Genomic DNA, 20,263 nt, shown 5'->3' with positions numbered 1-20,263 from the left:
CTTAACGCCCCCTTGAGGCGTATTCCCTAGAATGCCCTAAACTCAAGTAAGGCCCATAAATAAAGGGGAAATGGCACTAACGTGCACAGTTGTGCAAGTGCTTTCAAGGTCGGACTGTATCTGGAAATAGAATACGGTTAGAATCGGGTCGAGGACGCTTGTTCGCTTCACCCTGTTCCATCCACGGAGGCTGGGATGTTTACGACTATTTTGCGAGAAATTGTCCTAGCTCCGCTTTTTGCGCGCGGATGGCAGCAGGTATGTATTTCTTTGCAGAAACACCTGAGGCTTCGGCGAGAGCGTCACGGACGAGTTGTTTGGCGTCAGTCTTTTCACTGACTGCGAGAACCCGCGTCCGTAGAGCGTCTACGAATTTGTCTCCATAGCGGCGATACGCGTCAAGGAGGATGTAGCGGGCTCGGCCGGAGTTGTCGAAACTGATGTTTGGGATCGTATTTGGTGTGTCGATGTCGTAGTTGACCTGCCGTTTTTCCTTTTTGTGCCAGTTTAAGAGATCGAGGTCTTCTCCGAGAATGTTTCGGTTCTTAGGGGAGGAGGAAGCCATTTGTTGGGCGTAGATCAGGTCTGCGCTCCAATACTTCAAAGTGGCGACGTCGTTTAGAAAAGTAGCAAGGACACGGTCGAACCAGTTCCTCTGGTTCACGTTTATTTTCTGAGATCTGATGAGGTCGTGAATTTCCCGGTTATATCCCCAAGGGAAGCGGGTGTTGCCTCTGGCAACCCAACTGAATGGGTCGTAGATGTAGAAGAGGTTTTCTATGAAGTCTCGGCTGAGCTCTCTTACTTGTTCGTCTACGTTTATCGCCGTGTCTACAAGGATTGGATACTGTAGCTCGACTTCACGAAATGCATGGGGAGGTACGTCCCAAGGCAGACCTTGGTCGATGAGGTGGAAACCCTTGTTAGTGTCCAAGTTAAAGCCTTGTTGCTTGTGGGTGTAGAAATGGTGTGTGCCGTTATTGTTACGGTTTCGTCTGACGCAGGATACCTCCCATTTGGTGAGGATTCGTCGTTCCCATTCTCCCGTCTCCGGGTTTGGGCGGAGGTTCTTGGCGTACTTGTTTTTTGGCAGGAGGTTGTTGCGAAGTTTTAGCTGATTGATGTCCCAGACCACTAGTTCGTCGATCTTGAAGAAGGGGTCCTTGATCATTCGGTTGAAGATGGAAAATTCTCGGGTGAGGCGAGGGCCTTCGATCTTGAGTTTTCCTTTGAAGCCGAAACTTGCAGCAAGCTGGTCTAATTCAGCGGGAAGGGTTTTGAAGCTGTCGGAGTGCGTTTTGAGCTTTTTGTGTTCCTCGATAAGCAGCCGCTTGTGGAATTTGAGCAGTAGGTTGTCGAACTCGCGTCGGAAACCGAGAACGACGGGGTGCTTGCCTTCGTATTCTTTGCCGGTGATGCCATCGATGACGGTTATCGAGTTGGAGAACACCTCGAAGCCTTGGATTTCGATTACATCAAAATCCTCGTCGGTGATCTCGTCGGCCGCTGACGCGTGTGGAAGGAGCAACAACGAAGCTAGAAAAAAGTAGGCACAAATTACTTTTCGCATGGGGGGGGATTGTGAGGCGCATCCCGGGGGATGCCTCTTGTTTGATGGTTTGGGAATTAGACCGATTGCTCGGCCCTATAAGCGGGTGGGTGTGGAGAATCCCGTTTATGGAGCTTCGAATGTCAATGGGTAAGAAGCCGAGTCTCACTGTAACATTGAAAGTGAGGCCTTGGGTTCGATCGATTACCTAGCCAGTTTTTCGGAGAAGCCAATCGGAGCAGTTTGAGGTCCGGGGTAGGCCGCCGCCGGGAAGCGGTTGTGCCCATTGGGGGTATCAAGCGACTAGCTGGCCGCTTCGATCACTTCGTGAGCGAGACGATGCAGATGGGCTACCTTATGAACCGCTCCTTTAGCTATGGCTTCCTTGGGCATGCCGAACACTACGCAGCTCGCTTCACTTTGAGCGATGTTGTATGCTCCGGCTTCCTTGAGCTCCAACATGCCTTTCGCCCCGTCGTCTCCCATGCCTGTCATGATGATTCCGATTGCGTTTGGACCGGCGTAGCGGCTGGCGGAGCGGAATAGGACATCTACGGATGGGCGATGGCGGCAGACGAGTGGGCCGTCTTTGATCTCCACGTAGTAGCGTGCTCCGCTGCGTTTGAGGAGCATGTGTTTGTTTCCGGGAGCGATCAACACGTGGCCACGTAGTACGGTGTCGCCGTTTTCCGCTTCCTTTACCGAGACCTCGCAGCTTTGATCGAGCCGTTTGGCGAAGCTGGCGGTGAACTTTTCAGGCATGTGCTGGACGATCACGTGTCCGGGGGCGTCTCGTGGCAGCGCTTCTAAATAGGTCCTCAGAGCTTCGGTTCCACCCGTGGAAGCTCCTACCGATACTATCTTTTCGGTAGTCTTGAGCATTGCCTGGCTCGAGCGTCTGGGTGCCATAACCGCATCTGCGGTTAGCTTGGGTTGAACCGCTTGAGAACGTGGTGGGTCCATTTTCTTGGGCTTGCCTGCTCGTGCGGCGGATTTGACCGCGTCGCAAATGAGGATCTTGGACTCCTCTAAAAACTGTTTTGTCCCGAGTTTGGGTTTGGTGATGATCTCCAGCGCCCCGCGTTCGAGGGCTGCCAGCGCGGTGGCGGACCCTGTCTCGGTGAGGCTGGAGCAGATGACCACCGGGATCGGGTGCTGGGACATGATCCTCTCCAGGAAGGTCAACCCGTCCATGCGCGGCATTTCTATGTCTAGCGTGATTACATCAGGAACTTCCTTTTGTATCTTCTCAACGGCGACGTATGGATCAGAAGCTGTGCCCATAACTTCAATACTGGGATCAGACTCAAGTATCGAGAGCATCGTCTGCCGTACCGAGGCGGAGTCGTCGACAATTAGTACGCGGATTTGTTTTTGTGGGGGCATTGCTTGTCGTTTGCCTTTGATGTGTGAGTGAATCAGCTCTTGCGGTATATGGATGATCCCACCGATTCGAACGGAATGTCCAACCCAGCGAGAGACTCTGAGTGTCCAACGAAGAGGAAACCGCCGGGCTTCAATCGTTTTGCCAGTCGATTGACTACTTTCTCTTGAGTGTTCTTATCAAAATAGATCATCACATTTCGAAAGAAGATTACTTCAAAGCGTCGGCTGACCGAATAATTCTCGTTCATGAAGTTGAGGCGATCAAAAGAGATTCGCGAACGAAGGTTCGGTACGATTCTATATATTCGCTTCTGTGGGTCGCGACTGCGTAGGAGATAGCGTTTCCTCAATTCTGTAGGAATGTCCTGGATACGTTCCTCGGTGTAAATCGCAGTTTGTGCCTTGGTGAGCACCCGCTGAGAAATATCCGTTGCAAATATTGAGAAGTCGAATCCGTCGTGAAGCCTCTCGTACTCGGAAAGTACCATGGCCAATGTGTAAGCTTCTTCACCTGTGGAGCAACCTGCGCACCAGAGATTGAAAAGGCTAGGCTTTCTTGCACTTCGCTCCAATTGCGGGAGCGTCGATTCAATGAGAGTGTCGAAGTGTGAACGCTCCCTGAAGAAGTCAGTTTTGTTGGTGGTAACTGCGTCGATGAAATTGACGAGCTCCTCTTTGTTGCTCGATGACTTGAAGAGGAGCTTTTGATAGTCCTCGATGCTTGTGAGTCCTAGAGCGCGAACCCGTTTGCGCAGTCGCCCTTGCAACATGGAGATTTTGGACCTCGGCATTTTGATGCCGAGTTCTCTTGTGATGTATTGCGAGAACGAATCGAAGCTTCCCTTTGTGAGGTTGAGACTTTCTTGCTGGATTGTTTCGATGCTCATGCAGGCTCCAAGGGAGTGGTTAGTTTGCTGAGTTGGAGGGAGCTCCCGGTCCGATCGTTTCTAGGAGCGAATCAAGGATCGCTTCTTGCGTGAAAGGCTTTCTCAAGCACTTTCGCGCACCAAGCTTCTTAGCTACATCCAGTACATCACTGTATCCAGTATTTGAACTCATCGCTACGATTGGTATGTCAGGTTTCGTTATGCGAAGGTTTAAGATGGTCTCAAGCCCGTCCTGCTCCGGCATGTAGATGTCGGTAATGACGAGATCGAAATCGTTTCCATTGAGACTCTCATTTATTTCTTTGGCGTTTTTCGCTGTGTGCGCCTCGTATCCGGCTTTTGCTATTGTATCTTGGAGCAGTGCCAGAATCGAAATTGAGTCATCGATTATTAGTACTCTTAACATCTTGTATTGATTACTTGGATTCTGAGTAGATATATCTGGAGAGTACGGCTGGGAGCTGGATTCCTAGGCCGTTTGAACTATTCTTTTAGTATGGCTTGAAGTCTTGGTCCAGATCGTCGCCGCCACGTGTCCCGTCGGAGAGTGAGATGGAAACGCCTGCTGGCGGTTGAGAGCGGTTCAACATGACCTGTGACTCTAGGCTCTTTTCCTTTTTGATTCCTCCGCTAGACTTGCTGATACGATTGGTAGGAGCGGCGACCGTAGGCTTTCGTCTTTCGACGCCACTTCTTTCGATCTGGAAGAATGCAACAGAGTTTTGGAGTTGGATCGCTTGGCTAGAAAGCTCTTCCGCTGTGGACGCCATTTCCTCTGAGGCCGAAGAGTTTTGCTGTGTCACTTTGTCTAGCTGCTGGATCGCCTTTGATACCTGCTTTGCTCCTGAACTTTGCTCGATGCTGGAAGCGTTGATTTCTTGGATGAGCTCGGCAGTACGGCGAATGTCGGGAACGAGCTTTTGCAGCATGTCGCCCGTTAGCTCTGCAATTTCGACACCATCGCTTGTGATCTTGCTGATTTCCGCAGCTGCGTTCTGACTGCGTTCGGCGAGCTTACGCACTTCGCTTGCTACGACAGCGAAGCCCTTGCCATGTTCTCCCGCTCGTGCAGCTTCTACCGCAGCATTGAGGGCGAGTAGGTCTGTTTTGCGTGAGATCTCCTCGATGATGCTGATTTTCTCGGCGATGTCTTTCATCGCGGATACAGTGCGGGATACGGACTCTCCACTGCTGTGGGCGTCTTCCGCAGCCTTGGTGGCGATCTGGTCCGTCTGGCGAGCGTTGTCAGAGTTCTGCTGGATGTTCGCGGCAATCTGTTCCATTGAGGACGTGGTTTCCTCGGCAGAGGAAGCTTGTTCGGTGGCACCTTCTGAGAGTACTTCCGCGGATGCGCTCATCTCACGGCTGCCGGAAGCGACATTGTCTGCGGCGTCGCTGACTTCGCTAACGACGTTTCGCAAATTCTCTGTCATCTCGTTGAGGGAGGCGACCATTTGGCCGATCTCGTCCTCGGAGGTGACTTCGATTGATTGGGTGAGGTCGCCTTTCGCGGTATTTTTTACCAAGTCGATCGCTTTGAAGAGTGGCTCAGTAACGAGACGTGTTATCTTTATGGATACAAAAGCTCCGGTGACGATTGCCAAGACGACGCTAGCGATGTTCAGGTAGGATGCTGTGGCGAGATCTTCTGCAGTCTCTTTCGAGAGTTTGTTAACCGCGGTGTTTGCAGCGTCCATGACCGACTGGGCGAAAATAGTGAACGCGGTCACGGCTTGGTTGCGACGATCACCGATTTCTATCATCTCTTCCATTAGCTCCAACTGTTTCTCAGTGGCTGCTCGGTAGCGTTCGACTCCTGCGTCTGCCCGGTCGATAAGGGCTTGGTCGCTCGCTTTGGTGAAGAGGGGGCGTGTCGTTTCGATCGCGGACTCGATATTGGCGAAAAGCGTGATGTTTTCACGAAGCAAAGAAGGATCGCGCTCGGCTCTCGATTTTTCGATTTCGAAGTTCAGGCTCTCAACGGCGTTGATGGCGTTGTTGAGGAGCATGATTTTGATGCGCCTTCCGAGGAGGATTTCATTGTCTACATCGGCTTTGATGTCTCTCTCGGTCTTTACGTATTGCTGATCGAGAATCTCTTGGAATGCTGCGACTGCGTCAGTTGAGTTAATCCGAGCTACTTCGAAAGCGTTGTCGATTTCCTTGTCGGCTTCCAGGCTTGCGTGGACCGAACCTTCCAGAGCTTTGACGAGTTCTGGAGTCTCCTTTATTTTTTCTTGAAGAAGTTTGAGCTGAGTCGAGTTGTCTGCGAGGTCCTGGAACTCTACGATTTGCTTCTTGAGCTCCGTTATATGGTCGAGGCATTCCTTTAGTTCATCGGAGTTGCCTGTGTAGAAAAAGCGTGTTGACGCTCGATCTGCATCTTGAACTGTTTCGATGAATTGGCTGCTGAGGTTCAGTTCCTGTACGTACTCGTCGGAAAGGTGTTCCGCTTTGGTGGCGGAGGTTTTCATTTTCCAAATCGAGTAGCCGCCTGCTGCGACGAATATGGTCATTACGGTTGCGAATCCGTATCCAATTTTCTTGCCGATCGGTAGGTTGTCTATTGTTGCTTTGAGGCTCATTGTTTTTCTCTGTTTGTAAGTGTTTAGTTGATACTACGACTCGGAGGTTGTCGTAGGGCTTGAGTTTGGCTCTACTAGGGCGAGCTCTTCGCTTGAAAAGACGGCATCGATATCGAGTAGGATGACGAATTGGTCTCGATGTTTACCCATGCCCTGAATAAACTCGCTTCTCCAGCGCATGGCGATGGATGGAGGTGGGCTGACGGATTCTTGATCCAGTTCGATGACTTCGTGCACGCTGTCAGCGATCCCGCCAAGGATACACTCCTCGCCGTCGAGTTCTAGTTCGAGTACGAGAATTCTGCTGTTAACGGTGTTCTCTACGCTTGGTAGTCCGAACTTCTGGCGGAGGTCGACAACTGGTATTGCAGTGCCGCGTACATTGACAACCCCCTTCATGAAGTCGGGCGCGGTCGGCACTTTCGTTATTTCTGAGAGTTCTAGAACCTCTCTAACCTGCGAGACGTTGATGGCGAACAATTCGTCCCCGAGTCTAAAGGTGATGAACTGCTTCGGTTCTTCTCTATTGTCTGTCATTTTCGTGTGGGGTGTTGTTTGAAATTGGTTTCTGGCTACTACACTGTGGCAGCGAGTTTGAACCTGTTGGCGTCGTCAGCGATAAGTCCTGCCACGTCGAGAATGAGGGCGACCTTCCCATCTCCCATGATTGTGGATCCGGATACGACTCTGATCTCCTTGTAGAATTTTCCTAAAGATTGGATGACTGTTTGGTGGCTGCCCAAGACGCGATCTACGACGAAGCCAATGCGCTCTCCGTTGTGCTTTACTATGACAACTTTTTCGATTGGAGGGGCGGCGTCCGTGTATTCGAAAAGCTCTCGTAGTCGAATATAGGGTACAAGGTCTCCGCGAACGGTGATAAGATTGCGACCGTTTTGAGTGGTTCTTTCATCTGCGGTAATTTCAACGTTTTCCGTTATTGCAGACATGGGCATGATGTAGCGATCTCCTCCGATTTCGACGAGCTGGCCGTCGATGATGGCGAGTGTGAGGGGGAGGGTGAGAGAGACTGTGGTGCCGGCTCCTTGTTTACTCGATATCTGAATCGATCCTCTGAGGGATTCGAGTTGGCGCTTGACGACGTCCATCCCAACACCGCGACCGGAGACGTTGGTGACTTGTTGCGCGGTCGAAAAGCCGGCATGGAAAATGAGATTGAAGATCTCACGCTCTGAGAGATTGGCGTCTGGGGGGACGACTCCTTTTTCGATGGCTTTTTCCAGAATCTTGTTTGGATCCATGCCCTGTCCGTCGTCCTCTATTTTTACGACGACTTGGGAGCCTTCGTGCGAGGCGCTCATCCTAAGCGTCCCTCGAGGGGATTTTCCTTGGGCCGCGCGTGTTTCCGGCGATTCGATCCCATGGTCTAAACTGTTGCGAATGAGGTGAACCAGCGGATCTCCGAGTTGATCGAGAACGGTTTTGTCTAGTTCGGTTTCCTCGCCCTCGGTTATGAGCTCGACTTCCTTGCCTAGTTCGCTGGAAAGATCAAAGACGAGACGTCTGAAGCGTCCGAAAGTGGATCCGATAGGCATCATTCGTATCCCTAGGACGCTGTCGCGAAGTTCAGAGACGAGGCGCTCAATTTCTTCTACAGGGGTGTCCAGTTCAGTCGAGTCGATGCTCGTTGATATCTGGCTAAGGCGCGACTGGTTCATGACCAGTTCTCCGACGAGGTTTACGAGTCTATCCAGCTTCTCGGAAGGGACGCGAACGTTGCTTTGAGGAACTCCGGACTTTTTGGGGGAAGCTTTAGCGGGTTGCTTTGGAGCGGCTTCTGCGGAGTCATTGTTTTGATTCGCAGCGGATGATTGAGGTGTATCAGATTGGACAATACGAATTGTGCTCTCGTCCTCTACGAAAATAAAAACGTCCTTTATGGCATCGATGCCTTGTTCTGTTTCTAGCTCGATGTTCCATGCGAGATGGCATGACTCGGCTTGCAACTCATCGAGCTTCGGAAGCTCGTCAAGGTCTATGGCTATGCGACAAGCGCCAAGGTCCCGGAGTTCATCGAGTAGAGAGGCGGGCTCTAGTCCGTGGGCAGCGATGTCGGGAGATGGCTTGAAGTAAATCTGGTATGATTTCGGGCCAGACTCCTTTTGTGCGGGAGTTTCTTTCGCTTCTTGAGAGGGGGAGGGCTGCGTTTGAGTCGTTCCTAGTATCAAAGCGAGTTCAGAAGTGAGAGTCTCGCCTGTCTTCTTGTCCGCATCTTCCGCTAGGATGTTTTTTATGTGGTCCTTGGATGCGAGAATCAGCTCGATGAGCGTGGGAGTGAAAGAGATTTTTCCAGAACGAACTTCGTCTAAAACGGTTTCGACATTGTGGGTGAATGCAGCGACTTCATCGAAGCCGAACATTGCTCCGGACCCCTTGATTGTATGAAAGGCTCGGAAAAGACGGTTAATACAGTCCGAGTCAGTCATGTCCTGCGCGATGTCCAAAGCTCCTTGCTCGATGACGGAAAGGAGGTCTTCGGCTTCAAGCAGAAAGACGTCTGTGGGTTTGGTCTGACTCATTTTTGGGAAATGCGGGTTGGCTAACGTAGTACTTTACTCAATACGGACTTGAGTTTTTCTTCGGTGAATGGCTTGACTATCCAGCCGGTAGCTCCCGCCTTTTTGCCTTCCATCTTTTTCTCCTGCTGGGTTTCCGTGGTGAGCATGAGAATGGGCATGAACTTGTGCTTAGGGCTGGAGCGGATGTGGCGAATCATCGTGATGCCGTCCATGTTTGGCATGTTGAGGTCAGTGATGATTAGGTCCACATGACTTGCTTGGAGCTTTGCGAGGCCGTCTCTACCGTCCGCCGCTTCTAGGACTCGATGGCCGAGGCGCGAAAGCGTGAGGCCTACCATTTGTCGGACGCTGGGAGAGTCGTCCACTGTCATAATCGTTTTGCTCATTGTTCCTTCGATTGTTGGTTGGAGAAGTTCTTAAAATCGTAGCCTACTGCTTGGCAGTGGTCTCGGAGGCATTCGGGTGGGTTTAGCCATGTGACGTCGTTGCTGGCTGAAGCGGAAATTAGGAGCTGGAGACCAATTGTATCGACTGAATCGATACCTTCTAAGTCTATGCGTGGCTTCTCGTTCGACTCTAGGAATTGTAGAAGTTCTGCGAGGAGATTGGACGCATTTTGAATTGATAGGGAGCCCGCGAGTTCTAGTGGCGGCGTTGTCGGATGTTCTGTAGTGTTCATTTCTCTCTCGTGTTTTAGAAGAGTTCTACCTCTTCAAAGTCGGCTTCTGTGGCTGCATTCTCTGATTCGAATCCACTGCCAGAGAGAACCGAGGTGTGTATGCTCCGTTCCGAAGCCATTGTGTATTGGCTTTGGAGGGCTCGGATTTCTTGGCTATTCCGGGCTCTTTCGATCTCGGAAGGGGTTGTCTTTTTCTTCGCAAACTCTCTCGCAAGTGTGAGAGTTTCGGAGAGTTCGTGTATGCTCGTTTTGGGTACGTCGCTTACCTGACCATGAGATCGCATCTCGACCGCGTTTTTTCGCGACAACTCGAGAACGTTTACCATCTCGTTTAAGGCGTCGCTCGTTTCGTTGTGCGATTGCAGGAGCTTTCCCTTTAGTGTTTCTCGATCTGAACGGGTCGAACTAAAGTGCTCTTCGGTTCTCTGCTGGATGGTGCCGCACTGCTTTTCGATTTCGGAGAATAGTGCGATAAGCTCAGATAGTTCGTCCCCAATCGACTGTGTGTATTTTTCCGATGATTCGGAGAGTTTACAGGTCTCTTCTGAGAGAACCTCCAGCCCCGTACCCGTTCCGGCCTGCGCTGCTTGTATCTGGGCGTTAAGGGCTATCAGGCGAATATCTATGGCGATTCCTCTGAGAGTTGTTGAAACATCACTCGCGGCTCCTTCAAACTTGGATATTGCTTTGTGAATTACCGCTATGCCGTTAACCGCTTGATCGACGAGTTCGAAAGCCAGTTCCAAGGTTTCGAGAAGTGTGTCGACTATTTCCCGGTTTGATCTGGTTAAATTCTTTAGAGCGGCATCTGAAAGATTGATTGTATCTATGTTGTGGAGACGCTCTAGGATCGTGCTGATGCTGGAAGAGATTGTGCGCGAGGCTTCCTTCAAATCCTCTTCGATTGCGTTTACCTGCAAGTCCTCTATTTCGCAAATGCAGTATACTTGGCTGATCTTTTCTCTTTTTGTGGTGGTTGGGGATTCAATGATCGAGCTCAAGCGCGAGATCGCTTCGTTGACATGATCCGTTTTTTGACGGAGCACATCCTGGAATTGGAGTCCTACCATGACTTGGTTTGTTTCGTAGGAGAGCTCCTTCGCGCTTTGTTCTAGCAGACTAGCCCTGTGAGTACCTTCCTCGATTAGTTTTTCTAGGTTGAGGATGGTTTGCTGAGTGTTTTGCGCTGCAGCAGATATGTTTTCCGAGAGTGACTTGGAATGTTGCTCTAGAAAGCTTTTTGTTTCGATCGTTTGCCGTTCAGTTCTCGCTAGCTCTTCAAACTGTTCGCTGAGTGAGAGCCGCATCTGATTGTGGAGGTTTGAAATCTCTTCGGTGAGTGAGTCAAAGGCGCTTTGTATTTCGACCGGAAGTGTGGAGGACTCGATACGGAAGAGTCGCTCGATGATTTGTAGGGGGATGAGCGTTTGGGAGAGCTGGTTTTCTCCTCTTTTTACCGTAGCGGTTTTCTGCTGGTATTGTTCAAAAGCCTCAAGTAGTCCGGCTGTTTTCTCTGAGGAATCCTGTACAAACTCTAGAGTCGAGTTGATGAGTTCGATCGCTTGTTGGAAGACGCTTTTATTGCCTTCGGAAGACTTCCCGAAGTTTGAGATGCGGGTGCCCTGTTCAAGGAGACTGTCACTTAATAGGACCTGTTCGCGAAACACTTCACCAAAGGAGACGAAACTCGCTTCAACAGAGGATGCCGTTTCATCGAGTCGTTTTCCGCTGCTTTTGATTCTTTCAATATAAGCTGCGAGTTTCCGCGTCGGATTGCTTAGCTTTGCGAGAGGAGATTTGATGGCTATTAGGAGGGTCGGAGAGTTGAATGACTAGACTAGATGTAGAGAATTTTGCCCTACCTCCGTTGTAGTGCAGCCTAGTCGAATGGATGGAATTGGGCTAAGCGTAAGCACTGTTTTACAAGATGGGTAAGAACCCTGTAAGTTACGGTAATTGCACTGAAGTCTTCATTGGGAATTTGGGTGATTTTGGTTGAGGGTTGCGTAAGTTGAAGATTAAGAACTGTTTAGAACTCTATCAAAAAAACGTCACAAAAGGACCGAATCTCGAGGGTGAGGAAGATCTGATATCGGACTAGGGATAAACTGATTTAAGGGCAGGGAAGTTATGGGCTCGCATAGTGCGAGTTACCTATATCGTTCTTTTCAACGGATCTGGGGCTGTCCCGAGGATATGGGTACAAAAAATGCCGCCCCGATAGGACGACCTTTATTAGAAATCAATTGAAGACGATAGGGGGAGCCGTCACTAGATGGCTAAACTACGAAACTTGCCAGCTAGAGGAAGAACGTAGGGGGGGGCATCCGTTTCGTTGCTACGCAATCGAAAGCGAGGTGGAAAAAACAGTGCGGCAAAAATCAAACTGCTGAAGCAGTCGCGATGCGGCTCACGGCTTAACAGTCAGTTTGAGCAAGACTAATTTTAAACTCAGCGATGCGTACGGAGCATCACAAGAACAGTGATTTGCTTATCAGTGTGACACAGCCGCTAAGCATGTGTTCTGTAGAGCTGTATTGAAAATAAAATACAGCTACCAGAGATATACGGTATCTACTCAAGTATTTGTCATTTCGAACCACGGAGGTAGGCAGATTGATGGTGCCGTAGGCGCTTTGGATGTCCTGCCGGGAATAGTCGATGCCGGTGGGGGATGATATTTGCGTCCTTTTTGACAGTGGAGTTCGTCATGGCGACGATGTCGTAAAGACGCTTGCACTGGGGGCTGATGCCGTGTTGCTCGGCCGCCCTTACGCCTATGGCCTTGTGGTGGGCGGAGAGGAAGGCGTGCAAAAAGTGATTCGGCAAATACTCGGTGAGTACGACGTCACAATGGCGCTCAGTGGCTACACGACCCCCAGACTGCTCAACCGCAGCATTCTGCAGCCTGTCTGATTAACTAGGCCTGTCGACTTATGCCGAAGAAGTTGGGTAGCGAAGATATCAAACCTTTTTGTGGTAGGAGTGAGCTATTTTGGAGGAAGGATTATCAGCGACTTTTCGCTTTGGGGCGTGGCTTTGTTTGGGTGGGGGCACCTTCCACTTTCGGGTATTCGGATTTGTAGGCCTCGAGTCGCTTTATCATATGGCGTCGCACGCTGGCGTATTCAGGGCTCTGGGCCAAGTTGTGGAGTTCGTTCGGGTCTTTTTCCAGATCGTAGAGGCATTCGTAGTCATCATCGTAATACACCGCGTACTTGTATTTCGCGCTGCGGACGGCGTGCCAGTCGTTGTACCAGTCGAAGAGGTGTTCGCAGAAGAAGTCTTGGCGCCAGCTGACGGTCTGGCCCTGGATGAGGGGGACTAGGGAACGCCCTTGGTGGACGGCGGGGACTTTTAGACCTGCCATATCCACGAAGGTCGGAGCCATGTCCAGGTTGCTGACCAATTCCGTGAGGACGCGTCCGCGTTTCGATTGGGGAAGCCTAGGGTCGTAAATAATCAATGGGATGCTGAGAGACTGATCGTAGTGATTCCACTTTCCGGCGGTTTGGCGGTCGCCCATCATGAAGCCATTGTCGGCGGAGTAGACGATGATGGTGTTTTGATCGAGTCCTTTGGCTTTGAGGGTTTCAAGGAGGCGGGCGATGGCGTTGTCGATGCCGGTGATCATTCGGTAGTAGGCCCGGATGTTAGTCTGATATTTTTCCGGAGTGTCCCAGCGCCAGAAGTAGCGTTCGTAGCTGAGGCCTTCTTTATCCTGAAGGAAAGGAGGGAGGGCTTCGAAATATTTGTCGTCAGACAGGGCGGGAGCTGGGATTTCGACCTCCTCGTAGAGTCCGTTTGCCGATTCGGGCCATTGGAAATGCTGTCCGGGGCGCTTATCTCCATCTTCGGCGTGTGAGGCGTTGAAGCTGATGGAAAGGCAGAAGGGCGCTTCTTCTGAAACAGTATCTATGAAACGAATACCGGCGTCCACACATAGGTCGGTTTCGTGGCGAAGGTTGCCGTCGGGCATCTCTTTGAGGTAGGGATTCCTTCCAATTGCTTCGAAGAAGTCGAATTGATCCCTCAGTCCCGGTTTGGCAAAGCCCATGCCGTATTTTCCGACGAAGCCGATGCGGTACCCGGCCTCCTTCAGCATCGCGGGATAGCTGGTTGGGAGGTATTCTGCGGGGACTGTGTTTTCGAAGAAGTTGAAGCCATGCGTGCGTTGGGAGAGGCCGGAGAAGAGCGTGGCGCGGCTGGCCGCACAGATAGGGACTTCGCAAAAGGCGTTTTCGAAACGGACGCCTTGAGCGGCGAGTTTATCGAGGGTCGGCGTTTGGATGAGCGCGTTGCCGTAGGAACCGAGGACATCGCTACGTTGGTCGTCCGCCAAGAGGAAGATAATATTGGGTTTAGCGATGGCTAGAGGGGCGGCGAGTAATAGAAGGGCAATTGCCGCAGCCTGTTTGAATTGAGATTTCATAGCGTGTCCTGGTTTGTTCTGCTGTGCTCTATGGACTTCGAGGGTAGAAGGGCGAGTGGCTTAAGAATTTCTAAAGCTCTTCGGCCCAGATATTGCGGAATTGGATACGGTTGATGTGGTCTTGAAGTCGAATGGGCATGGCTTCCTTGGGGGCGGGTTTATTGCGGCCCAATTGTCCATTTGCCGTTTGGTGAATGAGCTCCTCATCGCGTTGCACTACGATGCCGTTTAGGCTGACGGTGATGCGAGCGTTTTCTTTGAGTTGATTTCCGTCGTATCTGGGAGCTCGATAGATGATATCGTAGGTTTGCCACTCCAATGGTGGGCGTGCGGCGTTTACTTTAGGTGGAGACAACTTGTAAAGTGCTCCGAGCTCGTTCCAGAGTCCGTCTAGACCGTAGCTGTTTAGGATTTGCACCTCGTATCCTTGGAAGAAGAGACCGCTGTTGCCGCGAAGCTGTCCTTGTTGCTCCGGTTCGACTGGGTATCGGAATTCCATGTGAAAGCGCAGGTCTTTGAAGGACTGCTTTGTGTAGATATCTCCGCCGATGGGAGGGGTTGAGCTTTTGTTTTTAAACCTCGAGTTTACCTCCATGGCTCCGTCTTCGAGTAGCGCCCAGGTGACGGCTCTGCCGTCTTCGTGTTCCCATTGATCGAAGTTGCTTCCATCGAAAAGGATGAGAGAGCCTTTGGGAGGCTTGGCGCCTAGGGTTGGCGATCCTAGGCGTAGGCGACTGAGGGAGAATTTAGCCTCTTGCCCGCCGACTTTTCCGCTTCCGGTGAGTCCCGACTCGGCGACGCGAATACTCCAATCGCCGTCCTCCAGAACAATTGTATCTCCTTGGAGCGTAGCCTCGCCGGAGTAGATGAGCGCGGCCCGGCGGTTGTGATCGGGGAGCAGGTTTATGCGATACTTGCCTATGCCGGTATTGATGACTTGGGCACACACCTTGGGATTTGATCTGAGGTAACCTTTGGTGGGCGTGTTGAGCCACTTGCCTTGGTAGTCGCCCATCAGGACTTGGTCAGCCTTGGCGATTTGAGTCCATTCGGGGCCAGAGCCTTGGCTATACGCAGAGGAAACGAGTAGAGCTGTGATGAGAACAACAAGCGTGGTACGAGAAATCATGAGACTGATTGTTCATTATTTCCGCGTATTTCGCTAGTGCAGCTGACTGCGGAAACCAATGTTGTCGTCTCAAGAGAGTAGGTTCTCGCAATGCGCTTCTATTGCTCCTTCAGCATTTCTTGGAAGCGGTCGTAGGAAGTGTGGTGGTGGTCGGCGGCTTCGTCTTGAAGGCCCCAGGTATGCAAGATGACTGGACCCTCGTAGCCGACGGAGTTGAGAGCGCTGAGCAGCTTGGACGCATCGTAGTTGCCTTGGGTCAATGGTTGGATGCCGCGATCCCATCCTTGTACTTCATTTACCGCATCGATGTCGGAACCGTTGATGGAGGGAAGTCGGAGCCAAGGTTTTATCTTGGCGGCCACTTCATCGAGGCGGTCTCCATTGCCTGCTTTGATTTCGTGACAGAGGTGGAGGGAGATGAAGAGATTGTCGCTCCCGATTTCCTCGACAAAAGGAATCGCGTCTTCGGCGGATTCGATGAGGCAAATGTTGTTTGGATTATTGCCGGAATAGTGGGGATAGATGACCAGTTCTGTTCCTCCCGCTTTGGCGCGTTTTGCGGTGGAACGAAGGAAGTTGACGATCTGTTCGTGTTCGACGGTTTTTCCGTCACGGACGCGTAGGATGACCCAAAGCTTCGATTCCGATTGCTTGAGGCTTTGGATGACCTTGTCGAGGTACGCGTCTTGGACGGCGAGGTCTTTCGCGAAATCGACGACGACATAGGCGGCGTATATATTAAAGGCTCCGTCGCCGACTGCCGCTTGATACTTTTGGAGGGTTTTGAGTTCTTTGGGATTCGTCAGATTCATGACCAATCCGCCGTAGCCGATGGATTCTAGTTCCTTTATCTGACTGGCTTCGTCGGACCCGAGTCGGGCGAAATCGAAGTTGAAGGTTCCGAGAGGGAAATCGACCGGACCGGTCACTTCTTCTTGGATACAGGATACTGTGAAAACGGAAAGTAAAAGCGCCAACGGCAGAACAATTTTCATGAACGACGAGAGGTTGGGTGTAATCTCAAACTTTTATCTAACGTTGGCGCTCGGAATCGATTAGGAATCCTGAACGAGCACGCGGATGATGCCGTCGTAACAGCCTTTATAGATCGCTTCGATGATATCTTCCGACTCTTTCTTGGTGCCGCCTTCTGGGATATCGAAGGTGCTTTGCCAGTAGAGCTTGCAGGAATTCGCTCCCGTCGATTCGAGATTCACCCACGCTTGATAGTTTTCAACAGGCAATGGGCTTTCGATGAGTCCGATTATCTTGTAGCTGAAGTTCATGTCTTCGTGATCGAACTCCATCAAGCGCTCGACTACGACGCCTCCGCCAGCGTCTTCGGAAATGGTGAGGTAGCGGATGGAGCCGTCCTCGCTCAAATGGCTTTCAGGAACGGCAGCATGGTATTTGGGAAGGGTATTGAAGCCGGAAATAAGTTTCCAGACTGCTGAGGCAGGGAGTTGGAATTCGTGAGAAGTCTGGACGTGACTGTCCTTTTTGACGCTTTTGGCCTTACCCGCGAAGGCGTGCTGGGAAGTAAAGGTGGAAACAGTCATGAGGAGGAGGCAGCTGAGGCAGAGCCGTTTTACGATTGATTTGGCGTTTAGTCGTTTTGAGTTCATAGAGACTAAACTGTCTGCGAATTACGGATACATCTACGCCAAAGATCGTGCTTTGACGTTCAAAGAATGCGCAAATCGTGCCAGAAAGCGGAACTAGTGTAGTGTCAGCTATGTTCGTTGCATTAGTTATGTCTTGTGGGAAGCGACCTTGTGTCGCGATTACTCCGCTTGAGATCGCGGCACAAGGCCGCTTCCCACTTAAATTCTAACTACGGGAATTGTGTGAGATATTTCGCTGACACCACTCTAGGCGGAATTGCGGTCCGCGGCGGGCGTTGTTCCGAAGCGCGTGCGATAGGATCTGATGAAGCTAGATATGTTGCCAAACCCGCTTTCGGCGCCGATTTCGCCGACGGTTTTGGTAGTGGCCTGCACTAGCATGCGAGCGTGTTTGAGGCGATTTTCTAGGATCCACGTTCCGGGCGTTTGACCGGTCTTTTGTTTAAAGGCACGTTTGAAAGAAGAGAGGCTGCGGTTGGAGAGCCGAGCGTAGTCCTCGAGGCTGAGAGGCGTCAGCATATTCTCGGAAACCACATATTCCGGGTCGGTGCGATTTTCGTCGAAAATTTCGCCGAAAAAGGCTTTCAGCTCGGGAGCAATCGGAGTGTCGAGCAAAAGGAGCAGCAGTTCTTGCAGCTTCATGGTAAGGAGCTGTTCCAGAAAGCTGCCCTTGTAGGAGAAACAGTTTAAAATGGTGTCCCGAAAGGCGTCCAAAGCAGGGGACATATCAAGAATGACCATCTCCTTGTTTTCGGAAGAGATGGGGGTGGAATCCGTATCCGACATCTCGAGACCCAGCCAAAAGTTCTGCAAGGTAGACTCATTGAAGAATATGGAAATACTCTCGTATTGATAGTCTTGGGCTACGCTCTCGCACAGAAGGTAGCATCCACGCTTGAGAAATATTGCTTTGCCCGCTTCCACAACCACTTCGCTTTTGGGAAAGCGAAAGACTTTCGCCCCTTTGGAAACGAAAATGAGAGTGTGCTCAGTTACGAACACGTTGCGTGGCTTTTGCTCGACGCGTTGATGGTACTCGCCGAAGTAGAGGTCGCCGGCCCGCAGGAAGCGACTATTGGGCTCATCGCTAAGGTCGCCTGGAATGCGGAGTAGGTTGGATGTGGATGAAGTATTCAGGGTGATCTAGTATGTAGCGGCGTTTGGATACGTTTCAATACGGAATTGGGGACTAAGTGTCAGGTCACTTTTCGGCGGATCGATTTGCTTCCGCTGTGTATATTAGCGTGCGATTGGCTTGGGCCAGCTTGTTGATCTTCCAGCCTTCGGAAGTCCGTTCGAGCCAGATTTCGTATTGGCCGAATAGGAGCGTGTTTCATGGTTGAATGAGTATTTTTTGGGGTTTCGGGGACTAAAGATGGAGGAGTTGCGTGTTTGCTTCGAGGCTCATTGATGTGCGGGGAAGCTCAAATTGTGTGCGCAGGTAGGTTGCGAGAGCTTTGCGTGGATCCAGCAGAGCGGCTCGCTCGGCGGTCGAGCCCTACGATGTGGATTTGAACGAATGCGTGAGTGCTGTAGGCGGGACCTTTGGTCGTGTTGCAGTTCAGCGATCTTATCTTCATATGAATTGCTGGCTAGGCCGTGTCTTCAAATTAGCTCTTTGCTGGTTCGAGCCCAAATCGAAGCAGCGCAAGGCTGCCAAAGCCTTGCGACACAAGTGTCGGTTGGCTTTGGCGGACGCCGCGACCTTCGCTTTGGGCCGAATCGCTTCGCGACAGGTCCCATTTTTACGGGAACTGCGTTAGGCGAAAGGGACAGGAGCTCGCTCCAGCCGCCATTCGCCCGCCTTGTTCTCGAAAAAATGGGCTCCTGCCAGCTTTGAGCTAATTTGAAGACACGGCCTAAACCTATCTTAGTGCCAAAGCGGCTTCGAGCCTTTCTCTAAGTTCTCTCTCTTGTTCGTGGAGCTTGATGTCTGAGCGGTTGTGAGAGAGCAGTTCCGAATAGTCTATATGCGATTCGGGACGTACGCGGTCGGGAAGTCCGCAGTATTCATAAAATTGATTCACCGCGTTAACCCCGACTTCGATTGAGGTGTCACGTCGCCTCCGGTTCGGCGTAGGTAGAGGGGCCAGCCCATCTGTTGCATCTTGAAACGCGCGTTGGCGAAGTTGCGTTGCCGCAAGTACGAGCGGGGCGCGATCATGCAGGGGGATGTCGACCAAACGAGGCAGCCTCGTTTCCGCTGACCGTTCACACTTCATCGAGGAGAGATTCCTCTCGGATTTGGGCGTATGCAGGATCTGGATGCCACAGAGGGGGCTTGTTCTCATTCGCCGACCTATTTCTTGGAAATGAAATAATTGACCGTTCCCGTTAGCACTTGTTGTCCGTTGCTGGTGCAGACCTCGACTTCCACTGCTAAGGTTGCTTTCCCTCTCGCCTCAAGTCTTCTAGCGCAGGTTTCAAACTCTTCGTCCTTTAGCAGGTACCTAGAATGTATGGCCCCTTCGGCTGGATGTTTGAAACGGGTTTCAAGTCGGCATACCACTGGAACGATCTCGAATGGTAGGCTTTTCGACAATAAAACGATGCATTCTCCGCTTGTGATTTCGGCGAGCGAAGTCAAGGCGCTCGCATGAACAATCCCAATATGGTTTGTATATTTTTCGTCATCGGGAAACGAAAAGACGAATCCCGTCTTGCTCGATCTCTCGAGCCCGAGGAGGGAATGAAATGGTATTTGAGTTAAATCCACTTATTTCGAGTCAACGCGACATGCTCAGGAGATCAAGCCGATCATGTCGCCTTTGTCTACGATATCGTCTACTTCGGCTTCGATAGGGAGCTTCCCGCTGGCTGGAGCGGGTATCTCGAATTGGGCTTTCTCGACCATGACCTCGACGAGGGGGCACCTGCCTGGACAAGCCCTTGGTCTGGCGCGAGCCAGTTGGTGATAACGCATTGACAGCCACCTTCCCAAAGGTTCGTGGGAATGAAAATTTATGTATCCATGTTTTAGTTGAAGGGAGAGGATTAACGGAAAGCGGTTAAGGATCGGAGTCCTTAACCGCCAATACGGAGACCGTACTGTGTTTCGACCGTTACATCTTGGTCTGTCACCATAGAGTGGTACGCGTCTACGAGCTTTGCGAAGGAATTCGTCCCTTCATTTGCTGATGAACTTTCTTTCGGGCGGGCGCTTTGTGGGAGAGTGATCAGGTACCTCCCGACTCTTGGGACAGCTTTTGACAAATTGACAGTCAATGGTCCGCCTTGCTGACTTGTTTGGAGCTTGTTGACTATTCTTGTTCTTAGCAAGTGATCACCCCTCTAAATAAGCTAAATGACTACCTGTATGTTTCTGTTTCTGCAGTATGGCCGGATGGCAAAAACTCAAGATCGACGCACGGAATGCGTACGATTGATGGGCGTTTTGAGACGAGAGCACGCATTCTTGCGTCATCAGAGCAAGCTCATCACCCGTGTTTCA

18 protein-coding genes and 1 pseudogene are annotated in these 20,263 nt (G+C 51.2%); 2 read left to right on the top strand and 17 right to left on the bottom strand.

The window, feature by feature from the left end:
• Positions 1-205: 205 nt before the first annotated feature.
• The 10 genes from JIN87_RS11420 to JIN87_RS11375 all read right to left on the bottom strand — a co-directional run bounded on the left by JIN87_RS11420 (position 206) and on the right by JIN87_RS11375 (position 11,293).
• Positions 206-1,570, bottom strand: coding sequence for a hypothetical protein (locus tag JIN87_RS11420; protein ID WP_200355694.1), 1,365 nt, complete (start codon positions 1,568-1,570; stop codon positions 206-208).
• Between the two features lie 282 nt (positions 1,571-1,852).
• Positions 1,853-2,935 carry a protein-glutamate methylesterase/protein-glutamine glutaminase gene (locus tag JIN87_RS11415; protein ID WP_200355693.1) on the bottom strand — a complete coding sequence of 361 codons (1,083 nt, stop codon included), beginning with the start codon at positions 2,933-2,935 and terminating at the stop codon, positions 1,853-1,855.
• 32 nt (positions 2,936-2,967) lie between these two features.
• Complete coding sequence (locus JIN87_RS11410) at positions 2,968-3,822, bottom strand: CheR family methyltransferase (protein WP_200355692.1); 855 nt, start codon at positions 3,820-3,822, stop codon at positions 2,968-2,970.
• Between the two features lie 19 nt (positions 3,823-3,841).
• Positions 3,842-4,228 (bottom strand): response regulator, encoded by a 387-nt coding sequence (locus JIN87_RS11405; protein ID WP_200355691.1) that lies wholly within the window; start codon positions 4,226-4,228, stop codon positions 3,842-3,844.
• A gap of 85 nt (positions 4,229-4,313) precedes the next feature.
• Positions 4,314-6,407, bottom strand: coding sequence for a methyl-accepting chemotaxis protein (locus JIN87_RS11400; protein ID WP_200355690.1), 2,094 nt, complete (start codon positions 6,405-6,407; stop codon positions 4,314-4,316).
• A gap of 33 nt (positions 6,408-6,440) precedes the next feature.
• Positions 6,441-6,944 carry a chemotaxis protein CheW gene (locus JIN87_RS11395; protein ID WP_200355689.1) on the bottom strand — a complete coding sequence of 168 codons (504 nt, stop codon included), beginning with the start codon at positions 6,942-6,944 and terminating at the stop codon, positions 6,441-6,443.
• A 38-nt stretch (positions 6,945-6,982) separates the two neighbouring features.
• On the bottom strand, positions 6,983-8,947 hold the full coding sequence (locus JIN87_RS11390) for a chemotaxis protein CheA (protein WP_200355688.1): 1,965 nt from the start codon (positions 8,945-8,947) through the stop codon (positions 6,983-6,985).
• A 20-nt stretch (positions 8,948-8,967) separates the two neighbouring features.
• On the bottom strand, positions 8,968-9,333 hold the full coding sequence (locus JIN87_RS11385) for a response regulator (protein ID WP_200355687.1): 366 nt from the start codon (positions 9,331-9,333) through the stop codon (positions 8,968-8,970).
• Positions 9,330-9,626: an STAS domain-containing protein gene (locus tag JIN87_RS11380; protein ID WP_200355686.1), complete on the bottom strand. Its 297-nt coding sequence runs from the start codon at positions 9,624-9,626 to the stop codon at positions 9,330-9,332. Before JIN87_RS11380 ends, JIN87_RS11385 begins: the two co-directional genes overlap by 4 nt.
• 14 nt (positions 9,627-9,640) lie before the next feature.
• Entirely contained in the window at positions 9,641-11,293 is a 1,653-nt protein-coding gene (locus tag JIN87_RS11375; RefSeq protein WP_200355685.1) for a methyl-accepting chemotaxis domain-containing protein, read from the bottom strand.
• 921 nt (positions 11,294-12,214) lie between these two features.
• On the opposite strand from JIN87_RS11375, the pseudogene JIN87_RS11365 reads away from it, so the two are divergent.
• A pseudogene (locus JIN87_RS11365) lies at positions 12,215-12,542 on the top strand (alpha-hydroxy-acid oxidizing protein); the annotation flags it as partial.
• Positions 12,543-12,636: 94 nt separating this feature from the next.
• Here the strand turns inward: JIN87_RS11365 and JIN87_RS11360 are convergent.
• The 5 genes from JIN87_RS11360 to JIN87_RS28760 all read right to left on the bottom strand — a co-directional run bounded on the left by JIN87_RS11360 (position 12,637) and on the right by JIN87_RS28760 (position 17,814).
• Positions 12,637-14,058 carry a sulfatase family protein gene (locus JIN87_RS11360; RefSeq protein ID WP_200355682.1) on the bottom strand — a complete coding sequence of 474 codons (1,422 nt, stop codon included), beginning with the start codon at positions 14,056-14,058 and terminating at the stop codon, positions 12,637-12,639.
• A gap of 70 nt (positions 14,059-14,128) precedes the next feature.
• Positions 14,129-15,187 carry a 3-keto-disaccharide hydrolase gene (locus tag JIN87_RS11355; protein WP_200355681.1) on the bottom strand — a complete coding sequence of 353 codons (1,059 nt, stop codon included), beginning with the start codon at positions 15,185-15,187 and terminating at the stop codon, positions 14,129-14,131.
• A 98-nt stretch (positions 15,188-15,285) separates the two neighbouring features.
• A complete protein-coding gene (locus JIN87_RS11350; RefSeq protein WP_200355680.1) occupies positions 15,286-16,182 on the bottom strand; it encodes a TIM barrel protein in 897 nt (298 codons plus the stop codon).
• A gap of 60 nt (positions 16,183-16,242) precedes the next feature.
• Positions 16,243-16,812 carry an SRPBCC family protein gene (locus tag JIN87_RS11345; protein ID WP_200355679.1) on the bottom strand — a complete coding sequence of 190 codons (570 nt, stop codon included), beginning with the start codon at positions 16,810-16,812 and terminating at the stop codon, positions 16,243-16,245.
• A 246-nt stretch (positions 16,813-17,058) separates the two neighbouring features.
• On the bottom strand, positions 17,059-17,814 hold the full coding sequence (locus JIN87_RS28760) for a helix-turn-helix domain-containing protein (protein WP_200355678.1): 756 nt from the start codon (positions 17,812-17,814) through the stop codon (positions 17,059-17,061).
• Between JIN87_RS28760 and JIN87_RS28580 the strand changes: the two genes are divergently transcribed.
• Positions 17,797-17,925, top strand: a complete 129-nt coding sequence (locus JIN87_RS28580; RefSeq protein ID WP_267909385.1) for a hypothetical protein — start codon at positions 17,797-17,799, stop codon at positions 17,923-17,925. The two genes, JIN87_RS28760 and JIN87_RS28580, sit on opposite strands and share 18 nt — an antisense overlap.
• Before the next feature lie 752 nt (positions 17,926-18,677).
• Here JIN87_RS28580 and JIN87_RS11335 read toward each other — a convergent pair.
• Both JIN87_RS11335 and JIN87_RS29065 read right to left on the bottom strand, forming a co-directional pair.
• A complete protein-coding gene (locus tag JIN87_RS11335; protein ID WP_200355677.1) occupies positions 18,678-19,103 on the bottom strand; it encodes a hypothetical protein in 426 nt (141 codons plus the stop codon).
• Between the two features lie 8 nt (positions 19,104-19,111).
• Positions 19,112-19,528, bottom strand: a complete 417-nt coding sequence (locus tag JIN87_RS29065; RefSeq protein WP_200355676.1) for a PaaI family thioesterase — start codon at positions 19,526-19,528, stop codon at positions 19,112-19,114.
• Positions 19,529-20,263 lie beyond the last annotated feature (735 nt).

The organism is Pelagicoccus mobilis (assembly GCF_016595505.1).
GTDB lineage: Bacteria > Verrucomicrobiota > Verrucomicrobiia > Opitutales > Opitutaceae > Pelagicoccus > Pelagicoccus mobilis.
The sequence above is the reverse complement of the archived record's forward strand: the minus strand, read 5'-3'. Positions and strand labels throughout refer to the sequence as shown.